The 25,930-nt window shown below is 68.4% G+C and carries 23 protein-coding genes; 22 read left to right on the top strand and 1 reads right to left on the bottom strand.

Features of this window, described 5'->3' with window-relative positions; all coding sequences use genetic code 11:
• The first annotated feature begins 116 nt into the window (after positions 1-116).
• The 13 genes from QPK32_RS05065 to QPK32_RS05005 all read left to right on the top strand — a co-directional run bounded on the left by QPK32_RS05065 (position 117) and on the right by QPK32_RS05005 (position 16,470).
• On the top strand, positions 117-1,205 hold the full coding sequence (locus QPK32_RS05065; protein ID WP_290411677.1) for a glycosyltransferase family 4 protein: 1,089 nt from the start codon (positions 117-119) through the stop codon (positions 1,203-1,205).
• On the top strand, positions 1,202-3,160 hold the full coding sequence (locus QPK32_RS05060; protein ID WP_290411676.1) for an alginate lyase family protein: 1,959 nt from the start codon (positions 1,202-1,204) through the stop codon (positions 3,158-3,160). The genes QPK32_RS05065 and QPK32_RS05060 overlap by 4 nt, the downstream gene beginning before the upstream one ends.
• Before the next feature lie 27 nt (positions 3,161-3,187).
• Positions 3,188-4,294 (top strand): non-hydrolyzing UDP-N-acetylglucosamine 2-epimerase, encoded by a 1,107-nt coding sequence (gene wecB, locus QPK32_RS05055; protein ID WP_290411675.1) that lies wholly within the window; start codon positions 3,188-3,190, stop codon positions 4,292-4,294.
• A gap of 12 nt (positions 4,295-4,306) precedes the next feature.
• The gene (locus QPK32_RS05050) at positions 4,307-5,065 is read left to right on the top strand and encodes a WecB/TagA/CpsF family glycosyltransferase (protein ID WP_290411674.1); all 759 of its coding nucleotides are present in this window, start codon (positions 4,307-4,309) and stop codon (positions 5,063-5,065) included.
• A gap of 117 nt (positions 5,066-5,182) precedes the next feature.
• Positions 5,183-6,181, top strand: coding sequence for a UDP-glucose 4-epimerase GalE (galE, locus tag QPK32_RS05045; protein ID WP_290411673.1), 999 nt, complete (start codon positions 5,183-5,185; stop codon positions 6,179-6,181).
• Between the two features lie 21 nt (positions 6,182-6,202).
• Positions 6,203-7,369: an NDP-sugar synthase gene (locus QPK32_RS05040; protein ID WP_290411672.1), complete on the top strand. Its 1,167-nt coding sequence runs from the start codon at positions 6,203-6,205 to the stop codon at positions 7,367-7,369.
• Positions 7,366-8,784: a mannose-1-phosphate guanylyltransferase/mannose-6-phosphate isomerase gene (locus QPK32_RS05035; protein WP_290411671.1), complete on the top strand. Its 1,419-nt coding sequence runs from the start codon at positions 7,366-7,368 to the stop codon at positions 8,782-8,784. Before QPK32_RS05040 ends, QPK32_RS05035 begins: the two co-directional genes overlap by 4 nt.
• Before the next feature lie 190 nt (positions 8,785-8,974).
• Complete coding sequence (locus QPK32_RS05030) at positions 8,975-9,703, top strand: PEP_CTERM-anchored TLD domain-containing protein (protein WP_290411670.1); 729 nt, start codon at positions 8,975-8,977, stop codon at positions 9,701-9,703.
• A gap of 93 nt (positions 9,704-9,796) precedes the next feature.
• Positions 9,797-10,825: a TIGR03790 family protein gene (locus QPK32_RS05025; RefSeq protein ID WP_290411669.1), complete on the top strand. Its 1,029-nt coding sequence runs from the start codon at positions 9,797-9,799 to the stop codon at positions 10,823-10,825.
• Between the two features lie 168 nt (positions 10,826-10,993).
• Positions 10,994-13,981: an ExeM/NucH family extracellular endonuclease gene (locus tag QPK32_RS05020; RefSeq protein WP_290411668.1), complete on the top strand. Its 2,988-nt coding sequence runs from the start codon at positions 10,994-10,996 to the stop codon at positions 13,979-13,981.
• A gap of 17 nt (positions 13,982-13,998) precedes the next feature.
• Positions 13,999-14,562: an NF038129 family PEP-CTERM protein gene (locus tag QPK32_RS05015; RefSeq protein ID WP_290411667.1), complete on the top strand. Its 564-nt coding sequence runs from the start codon at positions 13,999-14,001 to the stop codon at positions 14,560-14,562.
• Positions 14,563-14,861: 299 nt separating this feature from the next.
• Positions 14,862-15,566, top strand: a complete 705-nt coding sequence (locus tag QPK32_RS05010; protein ID WP_290411666.1) for a winged helix-turn-helix domain-containing protein — start codon at positions 14,862-14,864, stop codon at positions 15,564-15,566.
• A gap of 7 nt (positions 15,567-15,573) precedes the next feature.
• The gene (locus QPK32_RS05005) at positions 15,574-16,470 is read left to right on the top strand and encodes a LuxR C-terminal-related transcriptional regulator (protein WP_290411665.1); all 897 of its coding nucleotides are present in this window, start codon (positions 15,574-15,576) and stop codon (positions 16,468-16,470) included.
• Here QPK32_RS05005 and QPK32_RS05000 read toward each other — a convergent pair.
• Complete coding sequence (locus QPK32_RS05000; RefSeq protein ID WP_290411664.1) at positions 16,428-16,685, bottom strand: hypothetical protein; 258 nt, start codon at positions 16,683-16,685, stop codon at positions 16,428-16,430. The genes QPK32_RS05005 and QPK32_RS05000 overlap by 43 nt on opposite strands.
• Before the next feature lie 503 nt (positions 16,686-17,188).
• On the opposite strand from QPK32_RS05000, the gene gspG reads away from it, so the two are divergent.
• From gspG to QPK32_RS04955, 9 genes are all read left to right on the top strand, one after another.
• Entirely contained in the window at positions 17,189-17,632 is a 444-nt protein-coding gene (gene gspG / locus QPK32_RS04995; protein ID WP_290411663.1) for a type II secretion system major pseudopilin GspG, read from the top strand.
• 68 nt (positions 17,633-17,700) lie between these two features.
• Positions 17,701-18,891: a type II secretion system F family protein gene (locus QPK32_RS04990; RefSeq protein WP_290411662.1), complete on the top strand. Its 1,191-nt coding sequence runs from the start codon at positions 17,701-17,703 to the stop codon at positions 18,889-18,891.
• Between the two features lie 20 nt (positions 18,892-18,911).
• Positions 18,912-20,639: a GspE/PulE family protein gene (locus QPK32_RS04985; RefSeq protein WP_290411807.1), complete on the top strand. Its 1,728-nt coding sequence runs from the start codon at positions 18,912-18,914 to the stop codon at positions 20,637-20,639.
• Positions 20,632-21,477, top strand: a complete 846-nt coding sequence (locus QPK32_RS04980) for a hypothetical protein (protein ID WP_290411661.1) — start codon at positions 20,632-20,634, stop codon at positions 21,475-21,477. Before QPK32_RS04985 ends, QPK32_RS04980 begins: the two co-directional genes overlap by 8 nt.
• Complete coding sequence (locus QPK32_RS04975) at positions 21,474-22,016, top strand: PilN domain-containing protein (RefSeq protein WP_290411660.1); 543 nt, start codon at positions 21,474-21,476, stop codon at positions 22,014-22,016. The genes QPK32_RS04980 and QPK32_RS04975 overlap by 4 nt, the downstream gene beginning before the upstream one ends.
• On the top strand, positions 22,013-22,702 hold the full coding sequence (locus QPK32_RS04970) for a hypothetical protein (protein ID WP_290411659.1): 690 nt from the start codon (positions 22,013-22,015) through the stop codon (positions 22,700-22,702). The genes QPK32_RS04975 and QPK32_RS04970 overlap by 4 nt, the downstream gene beginning before the upstream one ends.
• Positions 22,699-23,295, top strand: coding sequence for a hypothetical protein (locus QPK32_RS04965; protein ID WP_290411658.1), 597 nt, complete (start codon positions 22,699-22,701; stop codon positions 23,293-23,295). Before QPK32_RS04970 ends, QPK32_RS04965 begins: the two co-directional genes overlap by 4 nt.
• Entirely contained in the window at positions 23,292-25,454 is a 2,163-nt protein-coding gene (locus tag QPK32_RS04960) for a secretin N-terminal domain-containing protein (protein ID WP_308632441.1), read from the top strand. The genes QPK32_RS04965 and QPK32_RS04960 overlap by 4 nt, the downstream gene beginning before the upstream one ends.
• Complete coding sequence (locus QPK32_RS04955) at positions 25,451-25,927, top strand: type II secretion system protein (protein WP_290411657.1); 477 nt, start codon at positions 25,451-25,453, stop codon at positions 25,925-25,927. Before QPK32_RS04960 ends, QPK32_RS04955 begins: the two co-directional genes overlap by 4 nt.
• The last annotated feature ends 3 nt before the right edge of the window (positions 25,928-25,930 follow it).

The raw sequence follows: 25,930 nt of genomic DNA, 5'->3' as shown, positions 1-25,930 counted from the left end.
TTAATCCAATTGTCCAGCGTGTTCACCTTGTGCAAAGCGACGATGCCAGCGACGGTATGGCGGACGACGGGCGTGCCCGCCGGGGTCCCGCCATGCGCCGCGGCGGGAGCCGGCACATGAAGTCGCCGGCGCTGCGGGTCCTGATGGTCGGCACCGCGCTCGAAGGGCGGGGCGGCGTGGCCGCCGTCGTGTCCGTGCTGCGCGGCCACGGCCTGTTCGAGCGGGAAGCGGTGCGCTACGTGGCGACCCACGCGGAAGGCCCGCGTCTGGCCAAGGCCAGGGGCGCCGTGGCCGGCTTCTGGAACACGCTGCGCGCCTGCTTCGGCCAGCATCCGGCCGTCGTGCACGTGCATTCCGCCTCGCACGCGAGCTTCCTGCGCAAGTCCATCGTGCTGCTGGTCGCGCGCCTGGCCGGCAGCAAGACCATCTTCCACCTGCACGGCGGGGGTTTCCGCACGTTCGCCACGCAGGAATCCGGCCCCTTGATGCGGCGCTGGATCCGCCACACGCTGGAACACAGCTCGGTCGTGATCGCGCTGTCGGAAGGGTGGGCGCAATTCGTGCACGAGTTCGCGCCGATGGCCAAGGTGGCCGTGGTGCCGAACTCGGTGCCGCTGCCGGCGCGCGTGGACCGCACGCTGGAAGAGCCGGGCCGCATCCTGTTCCTGGGCCGGCTGGAAGCGGCCAAGGGCGTGTTCGAGCTGCTCGGCGCCGGCGCCCGGCTGGCGCGCGACTTTCCGCAGCTGCGCCTGGTGTTCGGCGGCAGCGGCGACGTGGACGGCGTGCGCCGCCGCGCGCGCGAACTGGGCATCGAGGACCGCATCGAGCTGCCCGGCTGGATCGGCCCGCGGCAGCGCGATGCCGAGCTGGCCCGCGCCAGCGTGTTCTGCCTGCCGTCGCATGCCGAGGGCTTGCCCATGTCGATGCTGGAAGCGATGGCGGCCGGCAAGGCGGTCGTGGCGACGCGCGTCGGCGGCATTCCGGAAGCGCTGCGCGACGGCAGCGACGAGGTCAACGGCATGCTGGTGCCGCCGCGCGACGAAGCGGCGCTGGCCGCGGCGCTCGCCACGCTGATGGGCGACGCCGCCCTGCGCGAACGGCTGGCGGCGCGGGCGCGCGCCAGCATCGAGCAGCATTACTCAACTGAGGTGGTGTGCGGACAATTGTCCGCGATCTACCGCGAACTGGCAGGGACGGAACGATGAGCGAAGCGACAGGCATGGTGTGGCTGGTCAATCGTCTGCGCTGCATGTCGGTGGCCGAAGTCGGCTACCGCATCCAGCAGGCGGCCGTGAAGGGCATGGCGAAGCGGGTGCGCCTGCGCACGGCGCCGCCGCTGCCGCGCGCGCGCAGCTTTTCCGTCCAGGGCGCGCCCCTGCTGGGCACGGGCGAGCGCGATGCGCTGCTGGCCGATGCGGACAGCATCTGCGCCGGCCACGTCGTGCTGTTCGCCAACCGCCGTTTCGACGTCGGCATGCCGCCCGTGTGGAACCGCGACCCGGACAGCGGCGTCGTCGGCCCCGCGATCTATGCGGGCGACATCGCCATCACCAACCGCGAACTGGTCGGCGACATCAAGCACGTGTGGGAACTGAACCGCCACCTGCACCTCGTGCGCCTGGCCCAGGCCTGGGCCACGACGGGCGACGTGGCCTGGCTGCACGCGCTGCACCACCAGCTGCGCAGCTGGCTCGACCAGTGCCCGCCGCTGGTCGGCCCCAACTGGACCAGCTCGCTGGAACTGGGCATCCGCCTGATCAACTGGGGTCTCGTGTGGCAACTGGTCGGCGGAGAGGGGAGCGGCCTGTTCGCCGGCGAAGACGGCCAGCGCCTGCGCGCCGACTGGCTGGAATCGATCCACGCCCATTGCAGCGCGATCGCGCGCCACCTGTCGCGCCATTCCTCGGCCAACAACCACCTGATCGGCGAACTGGCCGGCCTGTACGTGGGCGCCTCGATCTGGCCGTGCTGGAAGGCGTCAGGCGCCTGGCTGGAGCAGGCACGCCGCGAACTCGAGCACGAGGCCCAGGCCCAGTTCTCGCGCGACGGCGTGAACCGCGAGCAAGCCTTCGCCTACCACGTCTTCTCGAGCGAATTCCTGTTCGTGGCCGGCCTCGTGGGCCAGGCCTGCGACCAGCCGTTCTCGCGCGCCTACTGGACCAGCCTGTCGCGCGCGCTGCGCTTCCTGCGCTCCGTGCGCGACGTCGGCGGCAACGTGCCGATGGTGGGCGACGCCGACGACGGCATCGTGTTCCGCCTGGACGAGGCGGGAAGCGACCGCGCCGCGCAACTGCTGGCGCTGGGCGACGCCGTGCTGCACCGCCAGCAGCCCTCGCACCCGGGCGTGCGCTGGCTGCTGCATGCGCTGCCGGGCAAGCGTCCCGAGGCCGACCCGCACGAATCCGAGACGGGCTGGTCGTTCCCGGACGGCGGCTACCTGCTGTTCGGTTCGCATTTCGGCGAAGCCGACGAGATCAAGGGCATGGTCGATTGCGGCCCGCTGGGCTACCTGGGCATCGCCGCCCACGGCCATGCCGACGCCCTGGCCCTGACCCTGTCGGTCGGCGGCGAGGAATGCCTGGTCGATCCGGGCACCTATTCCTACTGGCAGGACCACAAGTGGCGCGACTATTTCCGCGGCACTTCGGCCCACAATACGCTGCGCATCGACGGGCTCGACCAGTCGGTGTCGGGCGGCCGCTTCATGTGGCTGAAGAAGGCGCGCGCCAGCATCGAGCGCATGCCGCAGTCGCCGCACGAATTCGACTTCCGCGGCGCCCACGACGGCTACGAGCGCCTGGCCGATCCCGTGCGCCACATGCGCAGCGTGCGCTTCGACGCCGCCACCTCGACGCTGACGGTGCGCGACGAAGTTTCAGCTAAGAAACAGCACCAGGTCGAACTCTTCTGGCATTTCGCCCCCGGCCTGGATGCGCGCCTGAACAGTTCCGGCCTGCACGTGCGCGGCAAGCGCTTCGCGCTGCAGATGCATGCCCACGGCGCCGACCTCAAGCTGGAACTGGTGCGCGCCCACGAGAATCCACCGCTCGGCTGGTATTCGCGCTGCTACGAATCGCGCCAGCCATGCGACGTGCTCAAGATCAGCACCGTATCGTCCGCCGTCCCGATCGAGTGCAGGTTTACAATAACGTTTTTTTAATAATTATCGCTAGGGAAAGTTGTACTTATGCTTATCTATCTGGTTGCCGGTGCCCGTCCGAACTTCATGAAGATCGCGCCCATCGTGCGTGCGCTGCAGGCCCAGGATGCCTTGACCTACAAGATCATCCATACGGGCCAGCACTACGACCGCGAGATGAATGACGTGTTCTTCGAGGAACTGGGCATTCCGCAACCGGACGTGTTCATGGCGGCGGGCGGCGGCAGCCACGCCCAGCAGACGGCCAAGATCATGCTGGGCTTCGAGGAGCTGTGCCAGAACGAGCGCCCGGCCGCCGTGCTGGTGGTGGGCGACGTGAATTCGACGCTGGCCTGCTCGATCGTCGCCAAGAAGCTGAACATTCCCGTCGCCCACGTCGAGGCCGGCCTGCGCTCGGGCGACATGGCGATGCCGGAGGAAATCAACCGCCTCGTCACGGACAGCATCTCGGACTGGTTCTTCGTGACGGAACCGTCGGCCGTGGAGCACCTGCGCCGCGAAGGCAAGCCGGAAGCGGCGATCCACTACGTCGGCCACGTCATGGTCGACAACGTGCTGTACCAGGCCGACAAGCTGTCCCATGCGGACACCACGGCCTTCGAGACGAGCGCCTGGAAGGCGCAGCAGGAAGGCCGGCGCTACGGCGTGGTGACGCTGCACCGTCCCAGCAACGTCGACGACCCCGAGACCTTCACCCGCATCGCCGGCGCGCTCAAGGAGATCGCCGCCGACCTGCCGCTGATCTTCCCCGTGCACCCGCGCACCCGCGCCAATGTCGAGAAATTCGGCATCGACCTGGGCCCGAACATCACGCTGGCGGGCCCGCAAGCCTACATGGCCTTCCTCAACCTGTGGAAGGACGCCGCCGTGGTGCTGACCGACAGCGGCGGCCTGCAGGAAGAAACGACGGCACTGGGCGTGCCCTGCATTACCGTCCGCGAGAACACCGAACGCCCGGTGACCGTGGACGAAGGTTCGAACGTACTGGCCGGCACCGATCCTGCCGCCATCCTCCTCGAGACGCGCAAGGTCTTGCGCGGCGAGGGCAAACTGGGCCGCCGGCCGCACCTGTGGGACGGCCGCGCGGCGGAACGCATCGTCGGGATCCTCGCGAGGGGACTCGACGGTCAATGAACGAGAGGCGATATGAGCGAACGCATCACACTGATGGGATGTAGCATCGACAACTTGTCGATGGAAGAAACGTTGCAGACTGTCGAGGGCTTCATCCATAGCGGTAGGCCCCATCAGCACGTGGTGGTCAATGTCGACAAGCTGGTTAAAGCAAGCCGGGATCCGGAACTGCGACGTATCATCAACGAGTGCGCGCTCGTCAATGTCGACGGCATGCCGGTCGTGTGGGCCTCGCGCCTGCTGGGCAAGCCGCTCAAGGAGCGCGTGGCCGGCGTCGACCTGTTCGAGGCGCTGATGCAGCGTGCCGGCGAGAAGGGCTGGCGCGTGTTCCTGCTCGGCGCGAAAGAGGAAGTGGTGAGCAAGGTGGCGAGCACCTACCAGCGCAAGTATCCGCGGCTGGTGCTGGCCGGCTACCGCAACGGCTACTGGAAGGGTGAGGCGGAAGAGGCGGCCGTGGTCGAGCAGATCCGCGCGGCCAGGCCGGACCTGCTGTTCGTGGCGATCAGCTCGCCGAAGAAGGAGCAGTTCCTCGGCCGCTACCAGGCCGACATGCAGATCCCGTTCGCGATGGGCGTGGGCGGCACCTTCGACGTGGCGATCGGCCACGTCAAGCGCGCGCCCGTGTGGATGCAGCGCTCGGGCCTGGAGTGGTTCTATCGCTTCCTGCAGGAGCCGCGCCGCATGTTCCGCCGCTACTTCATCGAGGACATGGCCTTCGTCGGCCTGTTCATCAAGGAGGCACTGACGAAGCGGCAGCGCCGCTCCGCATAGGAAAACGACGGAAACGAGAAACCAGGGATGGCGGCCGCGGCCGCCGACGACAACACGAACGACCCGCCAGTCCCCGCGGCATGGCGAGCAACCATCATCAAACAAGAAAGACGCACTATGAAAATTCTGGTTACTGGCGGCATGGGTTATATCGGTTCCCACACGGTGGTGGAACTGCAGAACGCGGGTCACGAGGTGGTGGCGTTCGACAACCTGTCCAACGCCAACCGTTCGGTGCAGGAGCGCGTGCAGCGCATCACCGGCAAGCCGTTCGACTTCGTGGAAGGCGACATCCGCGACCGCGCGGCCATGGAAGCCGTGTTCGGCGCCCACAAGATCGATGCGGTGATCCACTTCGCCGGCCTGAAGGCGGTCGGCGAATCCGTGGCGCAGCCGCTGCGCTACTACGACAACAACGTCTACGGCAGCGTCGCGCTGTTCGAGACGATGGCCAAGTTCGGCTGCAAGACCCTGGTGTTCTCGTCCTCCGCCACCGTGTACGGCGATCCGGCCTCGGTGCCGATCAAGGAGGATTTCCCGCTGTCGGCCACCAATCCCTATGGCCGCAGCAAGCTGATGATCGAAGACATCCTGCGCGACCTGATCAAGGCCGAGCCGGACTGGCGCATCGCACTGCTGCGCTATTTCAACCCGGTCGGCGCGCATGAAAGCGGCCTGATCGGCGAGGAGCCGAACGGCATCCCCAACAACCTGGTGCCCTACATCGCCCAGGTCGCCAATGGCCAGCGCGAGAAGCTGTCCGTGTTCGGCGGCGACTATCCGACCCCGGACGGTACCGGCATGCGCGACTACATCCACGTCGTCGACCTGGCCATCGGCCACGTCAGGACGCTGGACAAGCTGGCACAGGGCGCCGGCCTGCTCACCTACAACCTCGGCACCGGCAACGGCAACAGTGTGCTGGAAATGGTGCATGCCTTCGAGAAGGCATGCGGCAAGAAGATTGCCTACCAGATCGTCGACCGCCGTCCGGGCGACATCGCCAAGTGCTATGCCGATCCTACCCGTGCCCGCGAGGAACTCGGTTGGACGGCCCAGCGTGACATCGCGCAAATGTGCGCAGATTCCTGGCGCTACCAAACTACGTCAAAATAAGCTCAAGTTAAGGACACACCAATGAAAGCGATGATTCTTGCAGCAGGCAAAGGTACCCGCGTACGTCCGCTGACCTACGACCTGCCGAAACCCATGATCCCCGTACTGGGCAAGCCCGTCATGGCCTACCTGATCGAACACCTGCGCAAGCACGGCATTACCGAGATCATGGTCAACGTGAGCCACCTGCACGAGAAGATCGAGGAATACTTCGGCGAAGGCGAGCAGTTCGGCGTGCAGATCGGCTATTCCTTCGAAGGCTATACGAAGGAAGACGGCGAGGTCGTGGCGGTGCCGATCGGCTCGGCCGGCGGCATGAAGAAGATCCAGGAATTCGGCGGCTTCTTCGACGACACCACCATCGTCCTGTGCGGCGACGCGCTGATCGACCTCGACCTGAAAGCCGCGCTGCTCGAGCACCGCCGCACGGGCGCGATGGCCACCGTCATCACCAAGGAAGTGCCGTGGGACAAGGTGTCCAGCTACGGCGTGGTGGTCACCGACAAGGACGGCCGCATCACCCAGTTCCAGGAAAAGCCGAAGCAGGAAGAAGCGCTGTCGAACTTCATCAGCACCGGCATCTACATCTTCGAGCCGGAAGTGATCGACCTGATCCCGTCGGGCGTGGAATTCGACATCGGCTCGCAGCTGTTCCCGCTGCTGGCCGAGAAGGGCATGCCGTTCTACGCCCAGGGCCGCCCGTTCAACTGGCTCGACATCGGCAGCGTGACCGACTACTGGGAAGTGCTGCAGAACGTGCTGACCGGCGAAGTGAACCACATGGACGTGCCGGGCATCCAGATCGAGCCGGGCCTGTGGACGGGCCTGAACACCAGCATCGACTGGAACGGCACCACGATCAAGGGGCCGGTGTACATCGGTTCGGGCGTCAAGATCGAGGCCGGCTCGACGATCATCGGCCCGACCTGGATCGGCCACGGCAGCCATATCTGCGAAGGCGCGGAAGTCGTCCGCAGCGTGCTTTTCGAATATACTCGCGTGCTGAATGATGTTACCTTGCATGAAATGATTGTCTTCAAGGATTACGGCATCAACCGCGCGGGCGAGATGAAGCACGCGTCCGAGTACACCTCCGACGAATGGGTCAACGCCCGCGACCGCCGACGCAGCCGCCGCAAGGACGGCGCCGAAGAGACAGAAACCACATTAGAGAAAGCCAGTGCATGAAGATCTATCCAGTCATCCTCTCCGGCGGCGCCGGTACCCGCCTGTGGCCGCTTTCGCGCGCGGTAATGCCGAAGCAATTGCTGCCCCTGGTCACCGACAAGACCATGCTGCAGGAGACCGCGCTGCGGGTGCGCGGCTGGCCGGGAGTGATGGCGCCGCTGGTGGTGTGCGGTAACGAGCACCGCTTCCTGGTGGCCGAGCAGCTGCGCGACGTGGGCATCACGCCGCACGGCATCATGCTCGAGCCGGCCGGCCGCAACACGGCCCCGGCCGTGGCAGCGGCCGCCGCGTTCCTGAAGGCGCAGGATCCGGACGCGATCATGCTGGTGCTGCCGGCCGACCACGTCATCGAGAAGAACGAGGCGTTCCGCCTGGCCGTCGAACGCGCCGCGCGCCTCGTCGAAGGCGGCTCGCTGGCCACCTTCGGCATCGTCCCGAGCGCACCGGAGACGGGCTACGGCTACATCCGCCGCGGCGAGCCGCTGCCGGGCTGCGACGACTGCTTCAAGATCGAGCGCTTCGTCGAGAAGCCGGACCGCGACACGGCGGCCGGCTTCGTCGCCGACGGCGGCTTCTACTGGAACAGCGGCATGTTCATGTTCCGCGCCGACCGCTTCCTGGCCGAGATCGAGGCGCATGCGCCTGACATCGCCAAGGCGGCCGCCTCGGCCGTGCAGGACGCCTACCGCGACCTCGACTTCTGCCGCCTCGACGAAGCGGCGTTCGCCGCCAGCCCGTCCGACTCGATCGACTATGCCGTCATGGAACACACCCGCGACGGCGTGGTCGTGGCGTCCGACATCGGCTGGAGCGATGTCGGTTCCTGGTCGGCGCTGGCCGACGTGCAGGAGCGCGACGCCAACGGCAACGCGCAGCGCGGCGACGTCTACCTGGACAACACCAGCAACACGCTGGTGCGCGCCGAGAGCCGCATCGTGGCCGTGGTCGGCGTGCAGGACCTGGTGGTCGTGGAAACCAACGACGCCGTGCTCGTGGCGCACAAGGACCAGGTCCAGCGCGTCAAGAACATCGTCGAGCACCTGAAGGGCCAGGAACGTACCGAGCACCTGCATCACACCAAGGTGTACCGTCCGTGGGGCTGCTACGAAGGCATCGACGCGGGCGACCGTTTCCAGGTCAAGCGCATCACCGTCAAGCCGGGCGAGAAGCTGTCGCTGCAGATGCACCACCACCGCGCCGAGCACTGGATCGTCGTGTCGGGCACCGCGCGCGTCACCTGCGGCGACAAGGTCGTGCTGCTGGCCGAGAACGAGTCGACCTACATCCCGCTGGGCACCACGCACCGCCTGGAAAACCCGGGCAAGCTGCCGCTGCACCTGATCGAGGTGCAATCGGGCAGCTACCTGGGCGAGGACGACATCGTGCGCTTCGAGGACGTCTACCAGCGCGCTTGATCACTGGAGCACGTTTCACCGTCGCCCCTGCGCAGGCAGGGCCCAAGTTCGCCCGCATGGGCGAGCAATTGGGCCCCTGCCTGCGCGGGGGCGATGTCTTTTTACTCGGCAGTTTCCCCCAGTCTACAGTGCGAAGCCGTCGTGACGCCCGTCATACAATGGCTCGACGATTACCCTGGGAGGAAAACCCATGAAGAAGATCATTGCGGCGGGCGGCCTGGCACTCGCGCTGGCCGGCATCGGCGGCACCGCCAGCGCTGGCGACATCGTCGGCGGCTCCGACCTGCTGGACGCAGGCAAGCACGCCCAGCTGGAACGCTGGCTGGGCGCCGGCGAGTTCAACCTGAACAATGTGTACACGCTCCATGCCGGCGACACGTCGGCCGACTTCCACGCGGCGGCGGACGGGCAGGGCGCCACCTTCACGCTGCTCGAAGTCACCAATTCCGGCGGCGACAGCTTCCTGGTCGGCGGCTACAACCCGCAGAGCTGGTCGTCGTCCGGCGGCTGGAACGAAACCGAGCGCGACTGGCAGCGCACCGCCTTCCTGTTCAACTTCACCGAGCCGGCCGTGTATCGCCAGATCCTGTCCACCTACGTGCTGCCCAGCCAGGGCCAGTACCAGACCTTCAACGCCACCGGCGTGGGCCCGATGTTCGGCGTCGGCCCCGACCTCGTCGTCACGGCCGACCTGGACACGGCGCTGTCCTGGCAGACCAGCTACGGCAATCCGCTGGACGAAGGCAAGAGCATCGTCGACCGCAGCACGAACGGCATGGCGCTGCACATCGACGGCATGGAAGTGTTCGCGATCTCGCCCGTTCCGGAACCCGGCGAAACGGCCATGCTGATCGCCGGCATGGGCGTGCTGGCGCTGATGGGCCGCAAGCGTGCGCGCCGCCGCACCGGCGCCGCATAAGCCTGGCATAAGTTGCACATCTTTCAACTGTGGCATGATGAACGGGAGCATGGCGCTCCCGTTTTCCGTTCCTGACCACGACCGACGACATCGATGCCGAGATTCCTCCTGCCCATTCTTGTCAGCCTCCTGCTGGCGTGCGCGCTGCCGGCCCGCGCCCAGTTCTCCAGTGCGCCGCGGCTGCAGCCCGAGCAGCTGGCCATCGTCATCAACGATGCCGAGCCGAACAGTGTCCAGATCGGCGAGTACTACCGCAAGCGGCGCGGCATTCCGGCGGCCAACGTCGTCCACGTGCACATTCCCGGCAAGCCGCGCGAGATCAGCGAATCGCGCTTCCAGGCCCTCAAGGAAGAGATCGACGGACAGCTGAAGCCGGAGGTGCAGGCCGTGCTGATGGTGTGGACGGCGCCCTACAAGGTTTCCTGCAACGCGATCACGGGCGCCTATACCCTCGGCTTCGACCCTGACCAGTGCACGCGCACCTGCGCCCCCGGCCGGCCCAGCCCCTACTTCAACGCGACCACGCCGCGCCCGTACACGGACCTGCACATGCGCCTGTCGATGCTGCTGCCGACCGAATCGGTGGAGCAGGCCAAGGCCCTGATCGACCGGGGGACGGGAGCCGGCTTCAAGATCGTGCCGGCCACCGCCTATTTCCTGCAGACCTCGGAAAAGGCGCGCAATTCGCGCGCCGGCTTCTTCCCGCCGCCGGGCCGCATCGCGGCGCGCCAGCTGGCGACGAAGACGATGCAGGCCGACGTGCTGGAAGACGCCAAGGACATCGTCATCTACGAGACCGGCATGGCCGAAGTGGACAAACTCGACACGCTCGGCTTCGTGCCGGGCGCGCTGGCCGACCACCTGACCTCGCTGGGCGGCGACCTGCTGGGCAACTCGCAGATGAGCAGCCTGCGCTGGCTGGAGGCGGGCGCCACGGCCAGCTACGGCACGGTGAGCGAACCCTGCAACCACTGGCAAAAATTCCCCAATCCCACCGTGCTGCTCAAGCACTATGTACAGGGCAATAGCGCAATCGAAGCATACTGGAAGAGCGTGGCCTGGCCGACCCAGGGATTGTTCATCGGCGAGCCGCTGGCCGCTCCCTACGGCCGGCGCCGCTGAGCCTCCACGACTTCCGCATTTTCTGCGTCCGCGCGTTATCGATCGTTCAAGGTCCGGATTGATCCATCCGGCCCAATGCGTCGTCATGATGTTGTCAATTTGTGCATTTACTATTCATTTCTGTTAAGTATTTCGCTGACAACGCTTGCCATTCCGACCAGGACCACCATGACCTACCGCGCTTCCGATCGTGCATCGCCCCATCTCCCCGTCCGCCTGACCGTGCTTGCCGCACTGCTGGCCGGTCTTTCCGGCGCAGCCTGTGCCGCCCCCGGCCCCGTCGTCATCAGCCAGGCGTACGGCGGCGGCGGCAACGGCGGCGCCACCTACAAGAACGATTTCATCGAGCTGTTCAACCGCAGCGCCGAGGCCGTCAATATCAGCGGCTGGAGCGTGCAATACGCGTCCGCGGCAGGCAACAGCTGGACCAACAAGACGGTGATCGGCGACGTGACGCTGCAGCCGGGCCAGTATTACCTGATCCAGGGCGCGGCCGGCAGCGGCGGCAGCGATGCGTTGCCCACCCCGGACCTGAGCGGCACCATCAATCTGAGCGGCACGGCCGGCAAGGTCGTGCTGGTGAACGGCGCGGCCACGATCACGGATCCGCGCGCCACGAGCGTCGTCGACCTGGTGGGCTTCGGCACCACGGCGACCCCGTTCGAAGGGTCCGGCCCGACGGCGGCGCCGACCAATGCCACGGCAGTCCTGCGCAACGGCGGCGGCTGCAACGACTCCGACGACAACGCCGCCGACTTCGCCGTCGGCGCGCCGAGCCCGCGCAACAGCGGCAGCGCCCGTAACGTGTGCGGCGGCGCACCGGGCCCGCAGCCGATCGTCCCGAGCTGCCCGGCCACGGTGGCAGGCAGCGCCGGCAGCGCCTTCGGCGCGCCGCTGTCGGCCAAGGACCAGGACAGCATCGTCGACGGCATCAGCATCACGGGCGGCGCCGTCGCCGGCATCGGCCTCGTCGACATCGTCCGCGCGAACGCCGCCGGCCAGAGCGCGACGGCGACGCTGGCCGTGGGCGCGGGCGTGGCCGCGGGCACCTATCCTGTGGTTGTGACCTTCACCAACGACGCCGGCCAGAGCGCCAGCTGCACCGTCAGCGTGGCCGTCTCGGGCCAGCTCTCCATCATGCAGATCCAGGGCAGCGGCAGCGCCAGCCCCTACGCCAACACCGTGCAGACTACGACCGGCGTGATCACCAAGAAATTCAGCGGCACTGGCTTCTTCATCCAGGACCCGAACGGCGACGGCGACCCGACCACCTCGGACGGCCTGTATGTCTACGACACGACCAGCGCCAACGTCGGCGACCTGGTGCGCGTGACCGGCACCATCAGCGAGTACAAGCCCAGCGGAGCTACCCGCACCTACACGGAACTGACCAAGGCCACGGTGCAGAACCTCGGCGCCGGCCCGGCGGTCGTCCCGGCCAATATCGAACTGGGCAGCGAAGACCTGGGCCGCTACGAAGGCATGCTCGTGCGCTTCGTCAATCCGCTGACCGTCAACGGCAACAACTACCTGGGCGACCGCGGCGAGTTGATCCTGTCGAACGGCCGCCGCGAGACCCCCACCAACCGCTACCGCCCGGGCACCCCGGAAGCGCTCGCGCTGGCGGCGGACAACGCGCGCAATATGGTCGTGCTGGACGACAATATCTTCGTCACGCCGGAGCACATCCCCTACCTGGGCGAGGGCGGCACCGTGCGCAGCGGCGACACGGTGACGGGCCTGACCGGCGTGATCGACTTCGGTTCCACCGGCGGCAGCGGCGCCTGGTACAAGCTGCAGCCGAGCGAGACCCCCGTCTTCAGCCGCACCAATGTGCGCCTGGACAAGCCGCAAGTCGCGGCCGGCAACGTGAAGGTCGCCAGCGCCAACGTGCTGAACTTCTTCACCACCTTCACCAACGGCGCCGACGCCTGGGGCAACACCAACCGCGGCTGCACCGTCGGCGGCAGCACCAGCAAGAGCAATTGCCGCGGCGCCGACAACCTCGCCGAGTTCCAGCGCCAGCGCGACAAGATCGTCAATGAGCTGAAGGCCATCGATGCCGACGCGGTGGGCCTGATGGAAATCGAGAACAATGGCGACACCACCGTTTCCTACCTCGTCGACGCCCTCAACAAGGCGATCGGCGGCACGGTCTACGCCTATGTGCCGAAGCCACCGGCGACGGGCACCGACGCGATCCGCGTGGCGATGATCTACAAGCCAGCCGTGCTGAGCCTGGTGGGCGGCGCGATGTCGGACGCCGATGCCGTCAACAACCGCCCGCCGATGGCCCAGACCTTCAAGCTCAATGCCAACGGCGCCAAGTTCTCGCTAGTGGTGAACCACCTGAAATCGAAGGGCAGCTGCGGCGGCGGCACGGGCAATACGGACAGCGGCGACGGCCAGGGCTGCTGGAACGCCACCCGCGTGCAGCAGGCGCTGCAACTGGCAAACGTGTTCATCCCGAAGGTCGTCGCGGCCGCGGGCGACCCGGACGTGCTGGCCGTGGGCGACTTCAATTCCTACGGCCACGAAGACCCGATCGCCGCCCTGACGAGCCTGGGCATGGTCAACGAGCTGGAGCGCTTCGTGCGGCCGTCGACGATCCCGTATTCCTATGTGTTCGACGGCATGAGCGGCTACCTCGACCATGCGCTGGCGAGCGCCTCGCTGGACGGCCAGGTCACGGGCGTGACCGAATGGCACAACAATGCGGACGAGCCGCCGGCGATCGACTACAACACGGGCGACACGAACGACGACCCGTACGTGAACAACGCCTTCCGCGCCTCCGACCACGATCCGGTCGTGGTGAGCCTGAACCTGGCGCCGGCCGCGGCCGACGTGACGGGCAGCGTGAAGATCGTCCGCTCCGGCTACACGATCAACCGCTTCACGGCCAAGTATGCGGGCACCGTCACGGTGACGAACACGGGCAGCGCCGCGCTGACCGGTCCGCTGCAGTACGTGCTGCAGGACCTGCCGGCCGGCGTGACGCTCGACAACAAGAGCGGCGAACAGGGCGGCGCCCCGTACGTGACCTTGCCGGGCACGCTCGCCCCGGGCGCATCCGTCACGCTCGGCCTGAGTTTCAGCAATCCGAACAAGGTTGCCGTGACCTACGCCGCCAAACTCTATAACGGTACTTTCTGATGTCGAAGGATGATGCAATGATGAACTTCAAGACCCTGTTTTCCCGTGCGCTGCTGGCCCTGGCGCTCGTCTCCGGCAGCGTGTTCGCCGGACCGATGTACCACGTCAGCATCAGCACCAAGAGCTTCAGCGGCGACGGTGGCCTGGAACTGACGTATGCCGGCGCCGGCGCCGACCTGTCGACCGCGACCCTGAGCAACTTCGGCGGCGCCTTCGGCGACGTGCTGGACGCCTCCGGCGTGACGGGCGGCGTGGACGGCACGCTGAGCATGTCGTCGGCGCAGTCCTGGCTGTGGCAGGCCGTGACGTTCGGCGGCCTGTTCAGCTTCGACATCGCCTTCGACGGTCCGTCGTCCGGCTTCGATGGCACGACCTTCGCGGTCAACCTGACCCAGGGCCAGGACTACCTGGTGGCCGGCGCGGCGCAGATCGACCTGCTGCCGGGCGCGGAACCCGTCGTCACGGCCGGCGACATCGCCCTGGTCACGCCGGCCGCCGACGTGCCGGAACCGTCGACGCTGCTGAGCGTCTTCACGGGCATCGGCCTGCTGGGCTTCACGCTGCGCCGCCGCGCACGCTGATTCCCGGATCGGGCCACGCGCCCTGTCCGCCTGTGCGGGCAGGGCGTTGCTACATGTAGCGTTTCCGCAACTCCCTCCGGCAGCGCGATCGCGCCGCCTCGCACCCCGCACACCCGCATCGCCCTAGGCATGCCGCATACGGCGAGCACACGGCGATTTATTCGTCAAAGCTCTGAATCCCCAAGCCAAATCATATTGTTCAGCTGGTTTTCGTTCGTGCATATTAAAATTTTCTTGTCGTGAAGACAGACCTCACGACGGCAACAGCGCCGTACCGATTCACCAGCCCGGATCCACCCATGGCAGCACATATCCTCGTGGTCGACCCCGACCCGGCAGTCCGCCAGCTGCTGGAACTGAACCTGCGCTGCGCCGGCCACGAGGTCGCCAGCTGCATGGATGCCGAATCGGCCCGGCTGGCCATCGACGACGGCCTGCCGGACATGCTGCTGCTGGAGTGGGATTTGCCCCGCGAGTCGGGCGAGGCGCTGATCCGCCGCCTGCGCGCCAGCGACGCCACGCGCGCGCTGCCCATCATCATGGTCGCGCGCCGCGGCGGCGAGCACGACAAGATCCTGGCGCTGGAATCGGGCGCCGACGACTACCTCACCAAGCCGTTCAATCCGCGCGAACTGCTGGCGCGCATGCAGGCCGTGCTGCGCCGGCGCGTCCCGCACGTGGCCCATGACACGGTGCAGATGGCGGGGCTGCGTCTCGAGCCGAGCACCCAGCGCGTGACGGCGGGAACGCGCCAGGTGGCGCTGGGCCCCGTCGAATTCCGCCTGCTGAACTTCCTGATGCACCATCCGGAGCGTGTGCACACCCGCTCGCAATTGCTGGACAAGGTATGGGGCCGCCACGCCGTGCTGGACGAACGCACGGTCGACACCCACGTCGGCCGCCTGCGCAGTGCGCTGCAGGCGAGCGGGCACGAGCAGCACATCGAGACCGTGCGCGGCACCGGCTACCGCTTCGTCGCGTGGCAGCACGGTGGCGCGGCATGAGCGCGGCATGAGCGACGGGATGCGGGGAACCCTGGCCGATGCGGACGCGCCGATGGACGGCGTCGTCATCCTGAGCCGCCTGGAGCAGGAATACCTGCTGCGCGCGATCGAGTCCGGCTTGCGGGTGGCGAGCGTGGGCCAGCTGTTCCTGTGGTCGCAGGGCCAGCTGCAGGCGCTGTTGCCGCACCAGGTGCTGGCCTGCCTGCGGTTCGGACCCGGCGGAGGCTTGCTGAGACTGGAATGCCTGCACGGCACGGTACTCGACGCGCGCGTGGCGCAGGCGCTGCGCGATCCGCGCGACGGCCTGCTGCTGCGCATTGCGCGCCACTGCACGCAGGGCGCGCGGCTGCCGGCGCTGGCGGATTTCGCCCGCCCGGATGGCGGCGGGGGCTTGCAGGCCTTCAGCGGCGAGCTGGGCCTGCTGGGATTCGACAACGTGCTGGTGCACGGCACCGGCCAGACGAGCGAGGGCGGCAGCGTGTTCCTGCTGCTCGGCCTGCCGATGCGGCCGAACGGGCGCCATGCCTATTTCCTCGAACTGCTGGTGCCGCACCTGCACCTGGCGCTCGCGCGCCTGCCGGCGCTGCGCACGGACGGCATCGCGGCGCCGGCGCGCAGCCTGAGCGCGCGCGAGACGGAAATCGTCGGCTGGCTCAGGGAGGGGAAGAGCAATGAAGAGATGGGACGGATCCTGGGGATCAGCGCGCTGACCGTCAAGAATCACCTGCAGCGTATCTACCGGACCCTGGGCGTCGCCAACCGGGCGCATGCGCTGGCCCGCTGCATGGAATTGCGGCTGCTGGAAAACGTGCAGCCATGGCGCCTCGACCCGGATGCGGCCGGGCGCCGTGAGGCTGGGAGTCAGCCCTGCGGCTCGGCGGCGGCGCGACGCATCGCTTCGTAGCGATAGACCTCGGCATTGGCGTCGATGATGCGCAGGCCCTTGCAGCCGTCGGCGGCGCAATCCGGGGCCGGGCTGTTCGCCGCGACGACGGCGACGTTGGCCTGCACGGCGGCGGCGGTCTGGAGCTGCTGCGCGTCCTCGACACCGGAACCGCAGGCGGCGAGGGAAGCGGCAAAGGTGAAACCGAAGGCGAGGCGGAGGGCAAGATTTTTCATGATTCGGAGAGGGACTGCGTTCACGGATGAGCTATTGTAGGCATCGATTTTTCCTATGGGAATTTTTTTTTTCGTTAATTTCGTGCAAATATTATATTTTTGAAAGACATTTGGAGACAGATGGATACAGATGTACGAAGATAGATGAAGTATCCTCAAAGAAATTTTTGATGTGGTAGAGAAACAATGTGGCGCGCCGACGACGTGCCAGCGTGAATTGGCAGATTTGATGAGAAATGGCTTGCGCGAAGCCAAAAAACAGTTTCCAGGCAAGAAAATACGCAAATTTACATATTTCCGAAGCGCAATGAAAAACAGGCGTTTCGCTTGTCGGAATGGCTAGCCCCGCATTCGGCGTCGACGTGATATTGCGTCAGCTCGCAGGCAAGCCGATGAAGGAAATGCGACAATGGTTTTCTGGTTGCATAAAAACATTGTGGCCGTCTTCCGGAGCATGGTAGCCTGTGCCAAAGCTTTACATTAGGGCAATAAGGAGCAGTTTGATGTATCGAATGCAGAATCAGCGCGTCGCCGCCCGTTCCCGCCACGCAGGCTTCACGCTGCTCGAACTGCTGGTGGTGATCGTGATCATCGGCTTGCTGGCCGCCTACGTCGGTCCGAAGTATTTCTCCCAGCTCGGCAAGTCCGAGGTCACCGTGGCGCGCGCCCAGATCGAGGCGTTCGAGAAGTCGCTGGACACCTTCCGCCTCGACGTCGGCCGCTATCCGACCACCGAGGAAGGCCTGAACGCCCTGATGACGGCACCGCCGACGGCTGCCGCCAAATGGAACGGACCCTACCTGAAGAAAGGTGTGCCCGTCGATCCCTGGGGCCATACTTACCAGTATCGCGCCCCGGGCACGAAGGCCGAGTACGAGGTGCTCTCGCTCGGCAAGGACGGCCAGCCGGGCGGCGAAGGCGACAACGCCGACATCAGTTCCCAGTAACCGCTCCCAGTCATCAGCTCCGGGTAACACCCTTTGCCTTCATCCACCTCCCTGCGGTTTTCCTTCCCATGCAGTTTGCGGTACGTACCCTCGCGCCCGACATGAGCATCGCCAGCGTGCTGGTCGACGCCCCCGACGAGGCGGACGCGCGGCGCCAGGTCGAGGCGCGCGGCCTGTACGTCAGCGCCATCGCCCCGGCGCGCGCGCCCTTGCTGCGCGGCGCCGGCGGCAAGGGCAAGCTGTCGCTGGTGCTGTTCAGCCAGGAATTGCTGGCGCTGCTGACGGCGGGCCTGGGCATCGTCGAGGGCCTGGAAGCGCTGCTGGAGAAGGAAGCCGTGCCGGCCACCCGCGGCGTGCTGGAACGCCTGCTGGCCGGCCTGCGCGAAGGCAAGCGCTTTTCCGGCGTGCTGGCCGAGCAGCCGGCGCTGTTCCCGCCGCTGTACGTCGGCATCGTGCGCGCCGCCGAAGGCACCAGCGACCTGCCGCGCGCGCTCGAACGCTATATCGAATACCAGCAGCGCATCGACACGGTGCGCGCCAAGATCGTCAGCGCCTCGATCTATCCCGTGATCCTGCTGTGCGTCGGGGGCGGCGTCAGCCTGTTCCTGATGTCCTATGTCGTGCCGCGCTTCGCCGAGGTGTACCAGGGCGCGGGCCGCAGCCTGCCCCTGATGTCGCGCATGATGCTGGAGTGGGGCCAGTTCGCCGGCAACCATACGGTGCCGCTGCTGCTGGGCTTCGCCGCCGTGGCCGCCGCCATCGCGTGGTCGGTGCGGCGCACGCTGCGGCAAGGCGGCGCGGCGCGCCTGCTGGCGCGCCTGCCCGGCATCGGCGAACGCGCGCGCATCTACGAATTGTCGCGCCTGTACCTGACCCTGGGCATGCTCAACGAAGGCGGCATCACGATCGTCTCCGCCATCGACACGGTGCAGGGCATGGTCTCGCCGGGCCTGGCCGCCGGCTTGCGCGCGGCGCGGGCGGCGGTCGAGTCGGGCCGTCCGCTGTCGGATGCCTTCGAGGCCAACGGCCTGACCACGCCGATCTCGCTGCGCATGCTGCGCGTGGGCGAGCGCACCGGCGACATGGGACCGATGCTGACCCGCTCGGCCGCCTTCTACGACGGCGAGATCGGGCGCTGGATCGACCGCTTCACGCGCACCTTCGAACCCCTGCTGATGGCGGCCATCGGGCTGGTGGTGGGCGCCATCGTGGTCCTGCTGTACATGCCGATCTTCGACCTTGCCGGAGACATGTCGTGACCGAGCCCGCGAACGATCCGATGAACGAGCCAACGAGCGCGCCGACGAGCGCGCCCATCGACGCCGCCGTGCTGGTGCAGGCGCGCGCGCGCAGCCGCCAGTCGCAGCGTTCGCTGGTGGACGAGCTGCAGGCGCTGACGGGCCAGGAGCCGCGCCAGGTCGTGCGCCTGCTGGCCGCGCCGTTCGGCCTGGAGGTGATGGAGACGCTCGAGATGTTCGGCCAGCAGCCCGCGTTCGACCTGCTGCCGCTGGCGCAGGCGCTGGCGCGCCACTGCGTGCTGCTGCGCGACGGGGCGGGGCGCCTCACCGGCGTGATCGCCGACCCGTTCGACCTCGACCTGCAGACCTGGCTGCAGGCGCGCGCGGGCGCCGGCACGGCCGCGCCGCTGAACCTGCATCTGCACCTGCGCCTGGCGCTGCAGTCGGACATCCAGGCCTACCTCGGCAAGCACGAGGAATCGGCGCGCGCCGTCGACAACCTGGGTGGGGACGGCGGCGCGGGCAGCCAGGAGCGGCGCGACGGCAAGAGCGCGACGGTGCTGTCGTTCGCCTCGGTGTCGGAAGCGGCCAGCCCCGCCGTCAAGCTGGTCAACTCGACGCTGTACGACGCCCTCAAGGCCGGCGCCTCGGACATCCACCTGGAGAGCACGGCCGGCGGCCTGGCCGTCAAGTACCGCGTCGACGGGGTGCTCGACCACGCCGCGACGGTGGGCGGCATCGAGCTCGCCGAACACATCATCTCGCGCCTGAAGGTGCTGGCCGAACTCGATATCGCCGAACGCCGCATCCCGCAGGACGGCAGCTTCCGCGTGCAGGCGGGCGGGCGCGACATCGACCTGCGCGTCTCGATCATGCCCAGCATCCACGGCGAGGATGCCGTGATCCGCGTGCTCGACAAGCGCGCCATGATCGAATCCTACGGGTCGCTGACGCTGGAGGCGCTGGGCTTCGACGCGGACTCGCTGGTGACCCTGCGCTCGCTCGCGCAGGAAGCCTACGGCATGCTGCTGGTGACGGGGCCGACGGGTTCCGGCAAGACCACCACGCTGTACGCGGCCCTCACCGAGATCCACAACGGGCGCGAGAAGATCATCACCATCGAGGATCCGGTCGAATACCAGCTGCCCGGCATCCTGCAGATCCCCGTCAACGAAAAGAAGGGCCTGACCTTCGCCAAGGGCCTGCGCTCGATCCTGCGCCACGACCCGGACAAGATCATGGTCGGCGAGATCCGCGACCGCGAGACCGCCGAGATCGCGGTGCAGTCGGCGCTGACGGGCCACCTGGTGCTGACCACGGTCCACGCCAACAACGTGTTCGACGTGTTCGGCCGCTTCACCCACATGGGCATCGACCCGTACGCCTTCGTGTCGGCGCTGAACGGCATCTGGGCCCAGCGACTGATCCGCATGAATTGCCCGCACTGCGCCGCGCCCTACGATCCCGAGCCGGCCGAGCTGTCGTCCGTGCACCTGACCCGCACCGAGGCCTCCGAATACCTGTTCATGCGCGGCGTGGGCTGCGGCGACTGCCGCGGCACCGGCTACAAGGGACGCCGCTCGATCGCCGAGATCCTGACGCTGAATGACGAGATCCGCGAACTGATCGTCGACAAGCAGCCGATCCGCCGCATCAAGGCGGCGGCCGCCGCCAACGGCACGCGCAGCCTGCGCCACGCGGCGCTCGACCTGGTCAGGCGCGGCGCCACCACGATCGAGGAAATCAAGCGGGTGACCCTGCATGCCTAGCCCCTTTTCCTCCCTGCTCAAGCCCCTGCGCGGACGCGCGCTGCGCCTGGGCATCGCGCCCGACGGCCTGGCGCTCGTGCGCACCAGCGCCTGGCGCCACGAGCGCGCGCTGCTGCTGGGCCAGGTGCGCGCCGGCGGCGCCGATCCGGCCGCGATCGGCGTGGCGCTGTCCGTGCTGCTGGGCGAGCACGAGGTCGGCGGCATGACCATGTCGGTGGTGCTGTCGGACGACCTGGTGCGCCTGTGGCAGGTGGCGCCGCCGCAGGGTGCGACCCGCTTGGCCGACCTGGAAGGAGCGGCCGCGCTGCGCTTCCAGGCGCTGTTCGGCACGAGTGCGGGGAGCGGCGCCGCAGGCTGGCGCATCTGCGCCGACTGGGATGCCGCGCACCCGTTCCTGGCCGCGGCCGTGCCGCAGGCGTTGCTCGACCAGCTGGCGCAGGCGGCCGCCACCCACGGCTTCGTCCTGGTCGAGGTCGTGCCGCAATTCGTCGCCGCGCTGAACCAGTACCGCAAGCTGCGCCGCCCGAACGCCTGGTTTGGCGTCGTCCACGGCGGCGTGCTGAGCGTGGCCGCGTACGACGGCCGCCAGCTCGCGGCCGTGCGCACCGCCCCGATCCCGGCGGGCGCCGACCGCGACTGGCTCGAAGGCCACGTGGCGCGCGAGGCGCTGCGCGTGGGCCTGGGCCGGCCCGAGCGCCTGCAGATCTGCGGCCCGGCGCCGCGGGGCTGGGCCAGCAGCGCCGGGCGCCTGAAGTTCGCCTGCACGCTGTTCGAGGACGAGACCGATCCGCTGTGGCCGGACAGCGCGCGCCTGGCGCTGACGGGGAGGGCGCCATGAAGAAGGTCCGCATCGATTTCGCGCCGCCCGGCCTGCGCCGCGCGCTGTTCCGCGCGCCGCATGCCTGGAGCGCCATCGCCGCTGCGCTGGTCCTGGTCGTGCCGCTGGCGACGTCCGCGCTGCACTATCGCGAGGAATTGCGCGAGCACGAGCGGCGCGTCGAACAGGTCGAGGCGCGCACCCGCGCCGAGGCGCCCAGGCCGAAGGCCCCGCCCGCGCCGGTGCCGGCTGCCCAGGCGGGCGCCGTGAACGCCGCCGTGCTGCAACTGAACCTGCCGTGGCGCGGCCTGCACGACGCCGTCCAGGCGGCCACGCCGCCGACGGTGGCGCTGCTGGCGCTGGAACCGGATGCGAAGAAGCGCAGCCTGCGCATCACCGCCGAAGCCAAGGGCAGCGACGACATGATCGCCTACGTCGAGGCGCTGCAGCGGCTCGACTGGTTCGACGCCGTCGCCCTGGCGCGCCACGAGATCAACGAGCAGGACCCGAACCGGCCCATCCGCTTCCAGGTCGATGCGCAGTGGAGGGCTGCGCCATGAGCATCCAGCAGCCTGCCGCCGCCTCGCCCGGCCTGCGCCTGCGCCTGGTCCTGATGCGCGCCAATCCGCTGGTCGTCGGCGCCTGGCTGCTGGTCGCCGCGCTGGCCGGCGCGCTGGCCTGGGTGGCCGTGGCGCGCACCGGCCTGGAACGCGAACGCGCAGCCTTCCAGGCGCGCAGCGAGGCGCAGGCGGCGGCCCGCGCCGCCGCCGCGGCCGCCGCCGTGCGCGCCGCCCGCGAGGAAGACGCGGCCGCCGCCGCGCAGCGTGCCAAGGCGATGCCGGAACAGGACAACCTGGCCGCCTTCTACGGCACGCTGGGCGAGCGCCGCCATGCCGAGCAGCAAGTCAAGACCCTGTTCGCGCTGGCGCAGCAAGCCGGCCTGACGCTGCGCCAGGGCGAGTACAAGGCGGCCCGCGACCGCAACGCGGGGGTGACGACCTACCAGGTCAACCTGCCCGTCAAGGGCAGCTACGCGGCGATCTGGCAGTTCGCCATGGCGGCGCTGCGCGCGATCCCGTTCGCGGCGCTGGACGACATCAGCTTCCGCCGCGAGGCGATCGGCGACACGGCCGTGGAAGCGCGCCTGCGCCTGACGCTGTACCTGCGCGACGGCGACGCCGCCGCCGCCAACATGGCCGGCGCGGCCGGCGCGGGCAGCGCGACGCCGGCGGGAGCCACGCCGTGAACCCGCGCGTGCGCCACGTCGCGCTGGGCGCGGCCCTGGTCGGCGCCGTTCTGCTGGTCGCGTTCGGCGACCGCAGCCCGGACAGCGAGGTGGCGGAAGCGGTCGAGCGTCCCGCGCGCCCGGCGGCGCCTGCCGTAGCGGTTCCCGCGGCAGCGCCGGCCGCTGCCGCAGCCCCGGCGCCGGCACGGCCCGCGGCGGATGGCGCGGATGGCGCAACCCCGGCGCAGCAGATCCTGGCGCTGGTCCCGCGCGATACGCTGATCGGCGACAGCGACGCGCGCTTCGGCGCGGGCGACAATGGCCCCGGCCCGTTCGGACGCCAGGACTGGACGCCGCCGCCACCCCCGCCGCCGCCGCCGGCAGCTCCGCCGCCACCGGTCGCGCCGGCGCTGCCGTTCTCCTTCATCGGCAAGTCGGTGGGCGACGGCATCTGGGAAGTCTACCTGGCGCGCGGCGAGCGTACCTACGTCGTGCACGACAAGGACGTCATCGACGGCACCTGGCGCGTGGAGGCGATCGCGCCGCCCGTCATGACCCTGACCTACCTGCCGCTGAACCAGGTTCAGCAGCTCAATATTGGAGTATTCGATTGATCGCTCGTGATCCGGCCGGCAAGCGCCGCCCGACCCCGTTCCGCCTGCTGGCCCCGGCGCTGCTGTCGCTTCTGCTGGCCGGCTGCGCGGCCCAGCAGGCCTACCGCGAAGGCAACGAACTGGTCGCCCAGGACCGCGTCGAGGCGGGCCTCGCCAAGTACCAGGAAGCGCTGGCGGCCGACCCCCAGAACGTCGTCTACAAGGCGGCCTGGCTGCGCGCGCGCGACGGCGCCGTCAACCGCCTGCTGACCCAGGCCGACCGCGCGCTGGCCGACGGCAAGCCGGACCTGGCGCAGCAGGACTACCGCCGCGTGCTGGCCGTCGATCCCGTCAACGACCGCGCCCGCGCCGGCCTGCGCCAGGTCGAGGCCGACCGCCGCCACGCGCTGCTGCTGGACGAGGCGCGCGCCGCGCTGGCGCGCAAGGACCTCGAGCCCGCGCGCCAGAAGGTGGGGGCGGTCCTGGCCGAGCGGCCGTCGTCCGAGCCGGCGCGCGCGCTGCTGGCCGAGATCGACGCCCTCGCGGCGGCCCAGCCGAGCGCCGACGCGGCGCTGGCGGCCGCCTTCCGCAAGCCGATCAGCCTGGAATTCCGCGACGCCCCGATCAAGCAGATCTTCGAGGTCATCGCGCGCCACTCGGGCTTGAACTTCCTGTTCGACAAGGACGTCAAGACGGACCAGCGCGCCTCCGTGTTCCTCAAGAACAGCACGGTGGAAGCGGCCGTGTTCTACCTCCTGATGAGCAACCAGCTGGAGCGCCAGGTCATGGACGGCAACACCATCCTGATCTACCCGAACGTGGCGGCCAAGCAGAAGGAATACCAGGAGATGACGGTCAAGACCTTCTACCTGGCCAATGCCGAAGCGAAGACCATCGCCAACACGCTCAAGACGATCCTGAAGTCGCGCGACGTCGTCGTCGACGAAAAGCTGAATCTCGTGATCCTGCGCGACACGCCGGAAGCGGTGAAGCTGGCGTCCCAGCTGATCGCGCTGCAGGACGTGCCCGAGGCCGAGGTGATGCTCGACGTCGAGGTGCTCGAGGTGCAGCGCAACCGCCTGCTCGACCTGGGCGTGGACTGGCCCACCAGCCTCGGTTTCGCGCCGCTCATGAATACGACCGGCGGCGCGCTCACCATCGACCAGCTGCGCCTGTTCAACAGCAGCAATATCGGCGTCACGGGCATTTCGGCCACGGCCACGGCCGCCAAGACGGACGGCGATTCGCAGACGCTCGCCAACCCGCGCATCCGCGTGCGCAACAAGGAAAAGGCGAAGGTCGTCATCGGCGACAAGCTGCCGACCATTACCACGACCATCTCGTCGGGCGTGGGCGGCTTCGCGTCGGAGTCGGTCAACTACGTGGACGTGGGCCTGACGCTGAACGTCGAGCCCACGATCTACCTGAACAACGAGGTCGGCATCCGCATCTCGCTCGAGGTCAGCAACCTGATCGACCAGATCGAGACCAAGAGCGGCACCACCGCCTACCGCATCGGCACGCGCTCGGCGACCACCATGCTGCAGCTGAAGGACGGCGAGAACCAGGTGCTGGCGGGCCTGATCAAGAACGAGGACCGCAGCAGCGGCACCAAGCTGCCGGGCGTGGGCGACGTGCCCGTGCTGGGGCGCCTGTTCGGCAGCAGCCGGGACGAGCGCAACAAGACCGAGGTGGTGCTGTCGATCACGCCGCACCTGATCCGCACGCTGCAGCGCCCGCCCGCGTCGAGCGCCGAATTCAGCGCCGGTACCGAGGCCAACTTCCGCCGCCGCCCGGACCCGGCGCCGCGCGCCGCCGCCCAGCTGCCCGGCGCCCGCGGCCCGGCCACCCCGGCCACCCCGGGCCAGGCCGTGCAGTCGCATGCCGCGCCGGCCGGCGCGCCCGCGCAGGACCTGGCCGGCGGCCGCGGCGGGCCGCCGGGATGGAATGCGCCGGCCGCCCAGGGCAACCAGGGCGGCATGGTGCCGGCCACCAGCGTCAGCGCGGGCGGCACGCTGCCCGAGGCGCCGCCGTCCATGCCGGCGACCTCGCTGCCGGCCACGCCGTCGGTCGAGACGATCCCGCTGCCCGAGCGCGACGTGTCGGCGCCGCGCGAGCCGGCGCCCAGCGCGCCGGTCCGCTCAACGATCCCGAACGCGGGCACGCCGGCGCAGCAATGAGCATGCGGCGCGGCGGCTTCACCCTGATCGAGCTGCTGGTCACGCTGGCGATCCTGGCGCTGCTGGGCACGCTGGTCGTGCCGGTGACGCAGGTCGTCGTGCAGCGCCGCCACGAACAGGAGCTGCGCACGGCGCTGCGCGAGATCCGCGCCGGCATCGACGCCTACAAGAAGGCCGGCGACGAGGGCCGCATCGCCAAGGTGGCGGGCGCCAGCGGCTATCCGCCGCGCCTGGAGCTGCTGGTGGAAGGGGCGGTGGACCTGCGCAGCCCGAAGAAGACCAAGATGTACTTCATGCGCCGCCTGCCGCGCGACCCGTTCAACGACGATCCCGCGCTGAGCGAGGCCCAGACCTGGGGCAAGCGCAGCTACGCCAGCGAGGCGGCCGAGCCGCGCGAAGGCGACGACGTCTACGACGTGTACTCGACGTCGGGCAAGGTCGGCCTGAACGGCATCCCCTACGCCAGATGGTGAGCG

It is taken from the genome of Massilia sp. YIM B02763 (assembly GCF_030412015.1).
Taxonomy (GTDB): Bacteria; Pseudomonadota; Gammaproteobacteria; order Burkholderiales; family Burkholderiaceae_D; genus Telluria.
The sequence above is the reverse complement of the archived record's forward strand: the minus strand, read 5'-3'. Positions and strand labels throughout refer to the sequence as shown.

Excerpts from the sequence above, each read along its gene's own strand:
- QPK32_RS05065 (WP_290411677.1), top strand. The coding sequence starts at position 117 with ATGAAGTCGCCGGCGCTGCGGGTCCTGATGGTCGGCACCGCGCTCGAA.
- QPK32_RS05060 (WP_290411676.1), top strand. The coding sequence starts at position 1,202 with ATGAGCGAAGCGACAGGCATGGTGTGGCTGGTCAATCGTCTGCGCTGC.
- wecB (WP_290411675.1), top strand. The coding sequence starts at position 3,188 with ATGCTTATCTATCTGGTTGCCGGTGCCCGTCCGAACTTCATGAAGATC.
- QPK32_RS05050 (WP_290411674.1), top strand. The coding sequence starts at position 4,307 with ATGAGCGAACGCATCACACTGATGGGATGTAGCATCGACAACTTGTCG.
- galE (WP_290411673.1), top strand. The coding sequence starts at position 5,183 with ATGAAAATTCTGGTTACTGGCGGCATGGGTTATATCGGTTCCCACACG.
- QPK32_RS05040 (WP_290411672.1), top strand. The coding sequence starts at position 6,203 with ATGAAAGCGATGATTCTTGCAGCAGGCAAAGGTACCCGCGTACGTCCG.
- QPK32_RS05035 (WP_290411671.1), top strand. The coding sequence starts at position 7,366 with ATGAAGATCTATCCAGTCATCCTCTCCGGCGGCGCCGGTACCCGCCTG.
- QPK32_RS05030 (WP_290411670.1), top strand. The coding sequence starts at position 8,975 with ATGAAGAAGATCATTGCGGCGGGCGGCCTGGCACTCGCGCTGGCCGGC.
- QPK32_RS05025 (WP_290411669.1), top strand. The coding sequence starts at position 9,797 with ATGCCGAGATTCCTCCTGCCCATTCTTGTCAGCCTCCTGCTGGCGTGC.
- QPK32_RS05020 (WP_290411668.1), top strand. The coding sequence starts at position 10,994 with ATGACCTACCGCGCTTCCGATCGTGCATCGCCCCATCTCCCCGTCCGC.
- QPK32_RS05015 (WP_290411667.1), top strand. The coding sequence starts at position 13,999 with ATGATGAACTTCAAGACCCTGTTTTCCCGTGCGCTGCTGGCCCTGGCG.
- QPK32_RS05010 (WP_290411666.1), top strand. The coding sequence starts at position 14,862 with ATGGCAGCACATATCCTCGTGGTCGACCCCGACCCGGCAGTCCGCCAG.
- QPK32_RS05005 (WP_290411665.1), top strand. The coding sequence starts at position 15,574 with ATGAGCGACGGGATGCGGGGAACCCTGGCCGATGCGGACGCGCCGATG.
- QPK32_RS05000 (WP_290411664.1), bottom strand. The coding sequence starts at position 16,685 with ATGAAAAATCTTGCCCTCCGCCTCGCCTTCGGTTTCACCTTTGCCGCT.
- gspG (WP_290411663.1), top strand. The coding sequence starts at position 17,189 with ATGTATCGAATGCAGAATCAGCGCGTCGCCGCCCGTTCCCGCCACGCA.
- QPK32_RS04990 (WP_290411662.1), top strand. The coding sequence starts at position 17,701 with ATGCAGTTTGCGGTACGTACCCTCGCGCCCGACATGAGCATCGCCAGC.
- QPK32_RS04985 (WP_290411807.1), top strand. The coding sequence starts at position 18,912 with ATGAACGAGCCAACGAGCGCGCCGACGAGCGCGCCCATCGACGCCGCC.
- QPK32_RS04980 (WP_290411661.1), top strand. The coding sequence starts at position 20,632 with ATGCCTAGCCCCTTTTCCTCCCTGCTCAAGCCCCTGCGCGGACGCGCG.
- QPK32_RS04975 (WP_290411660.1), top strand. The coding sequence starts at position 21,474 with ATGAAGAAGGTCCGCATCGATTTCGCGCCGCCCGGCCTGCGCCGCGCG.
- QPK32_RS04970 (WP_290411659.1), top strand. The coding sequence starts at position 22,013 with ATGAGCATCCAGCAGCCTGCCGCCGCCTCGCCCGGCCTGCGCCTGCGC.
- QPK32_RS04955 (WP_290411657.1), top strand. The coding sequence starts at position 25,451 with ATGAGCATGCGGCGCGGCGGCTTCACCCTGATCGAGCTGCTGGTCACG.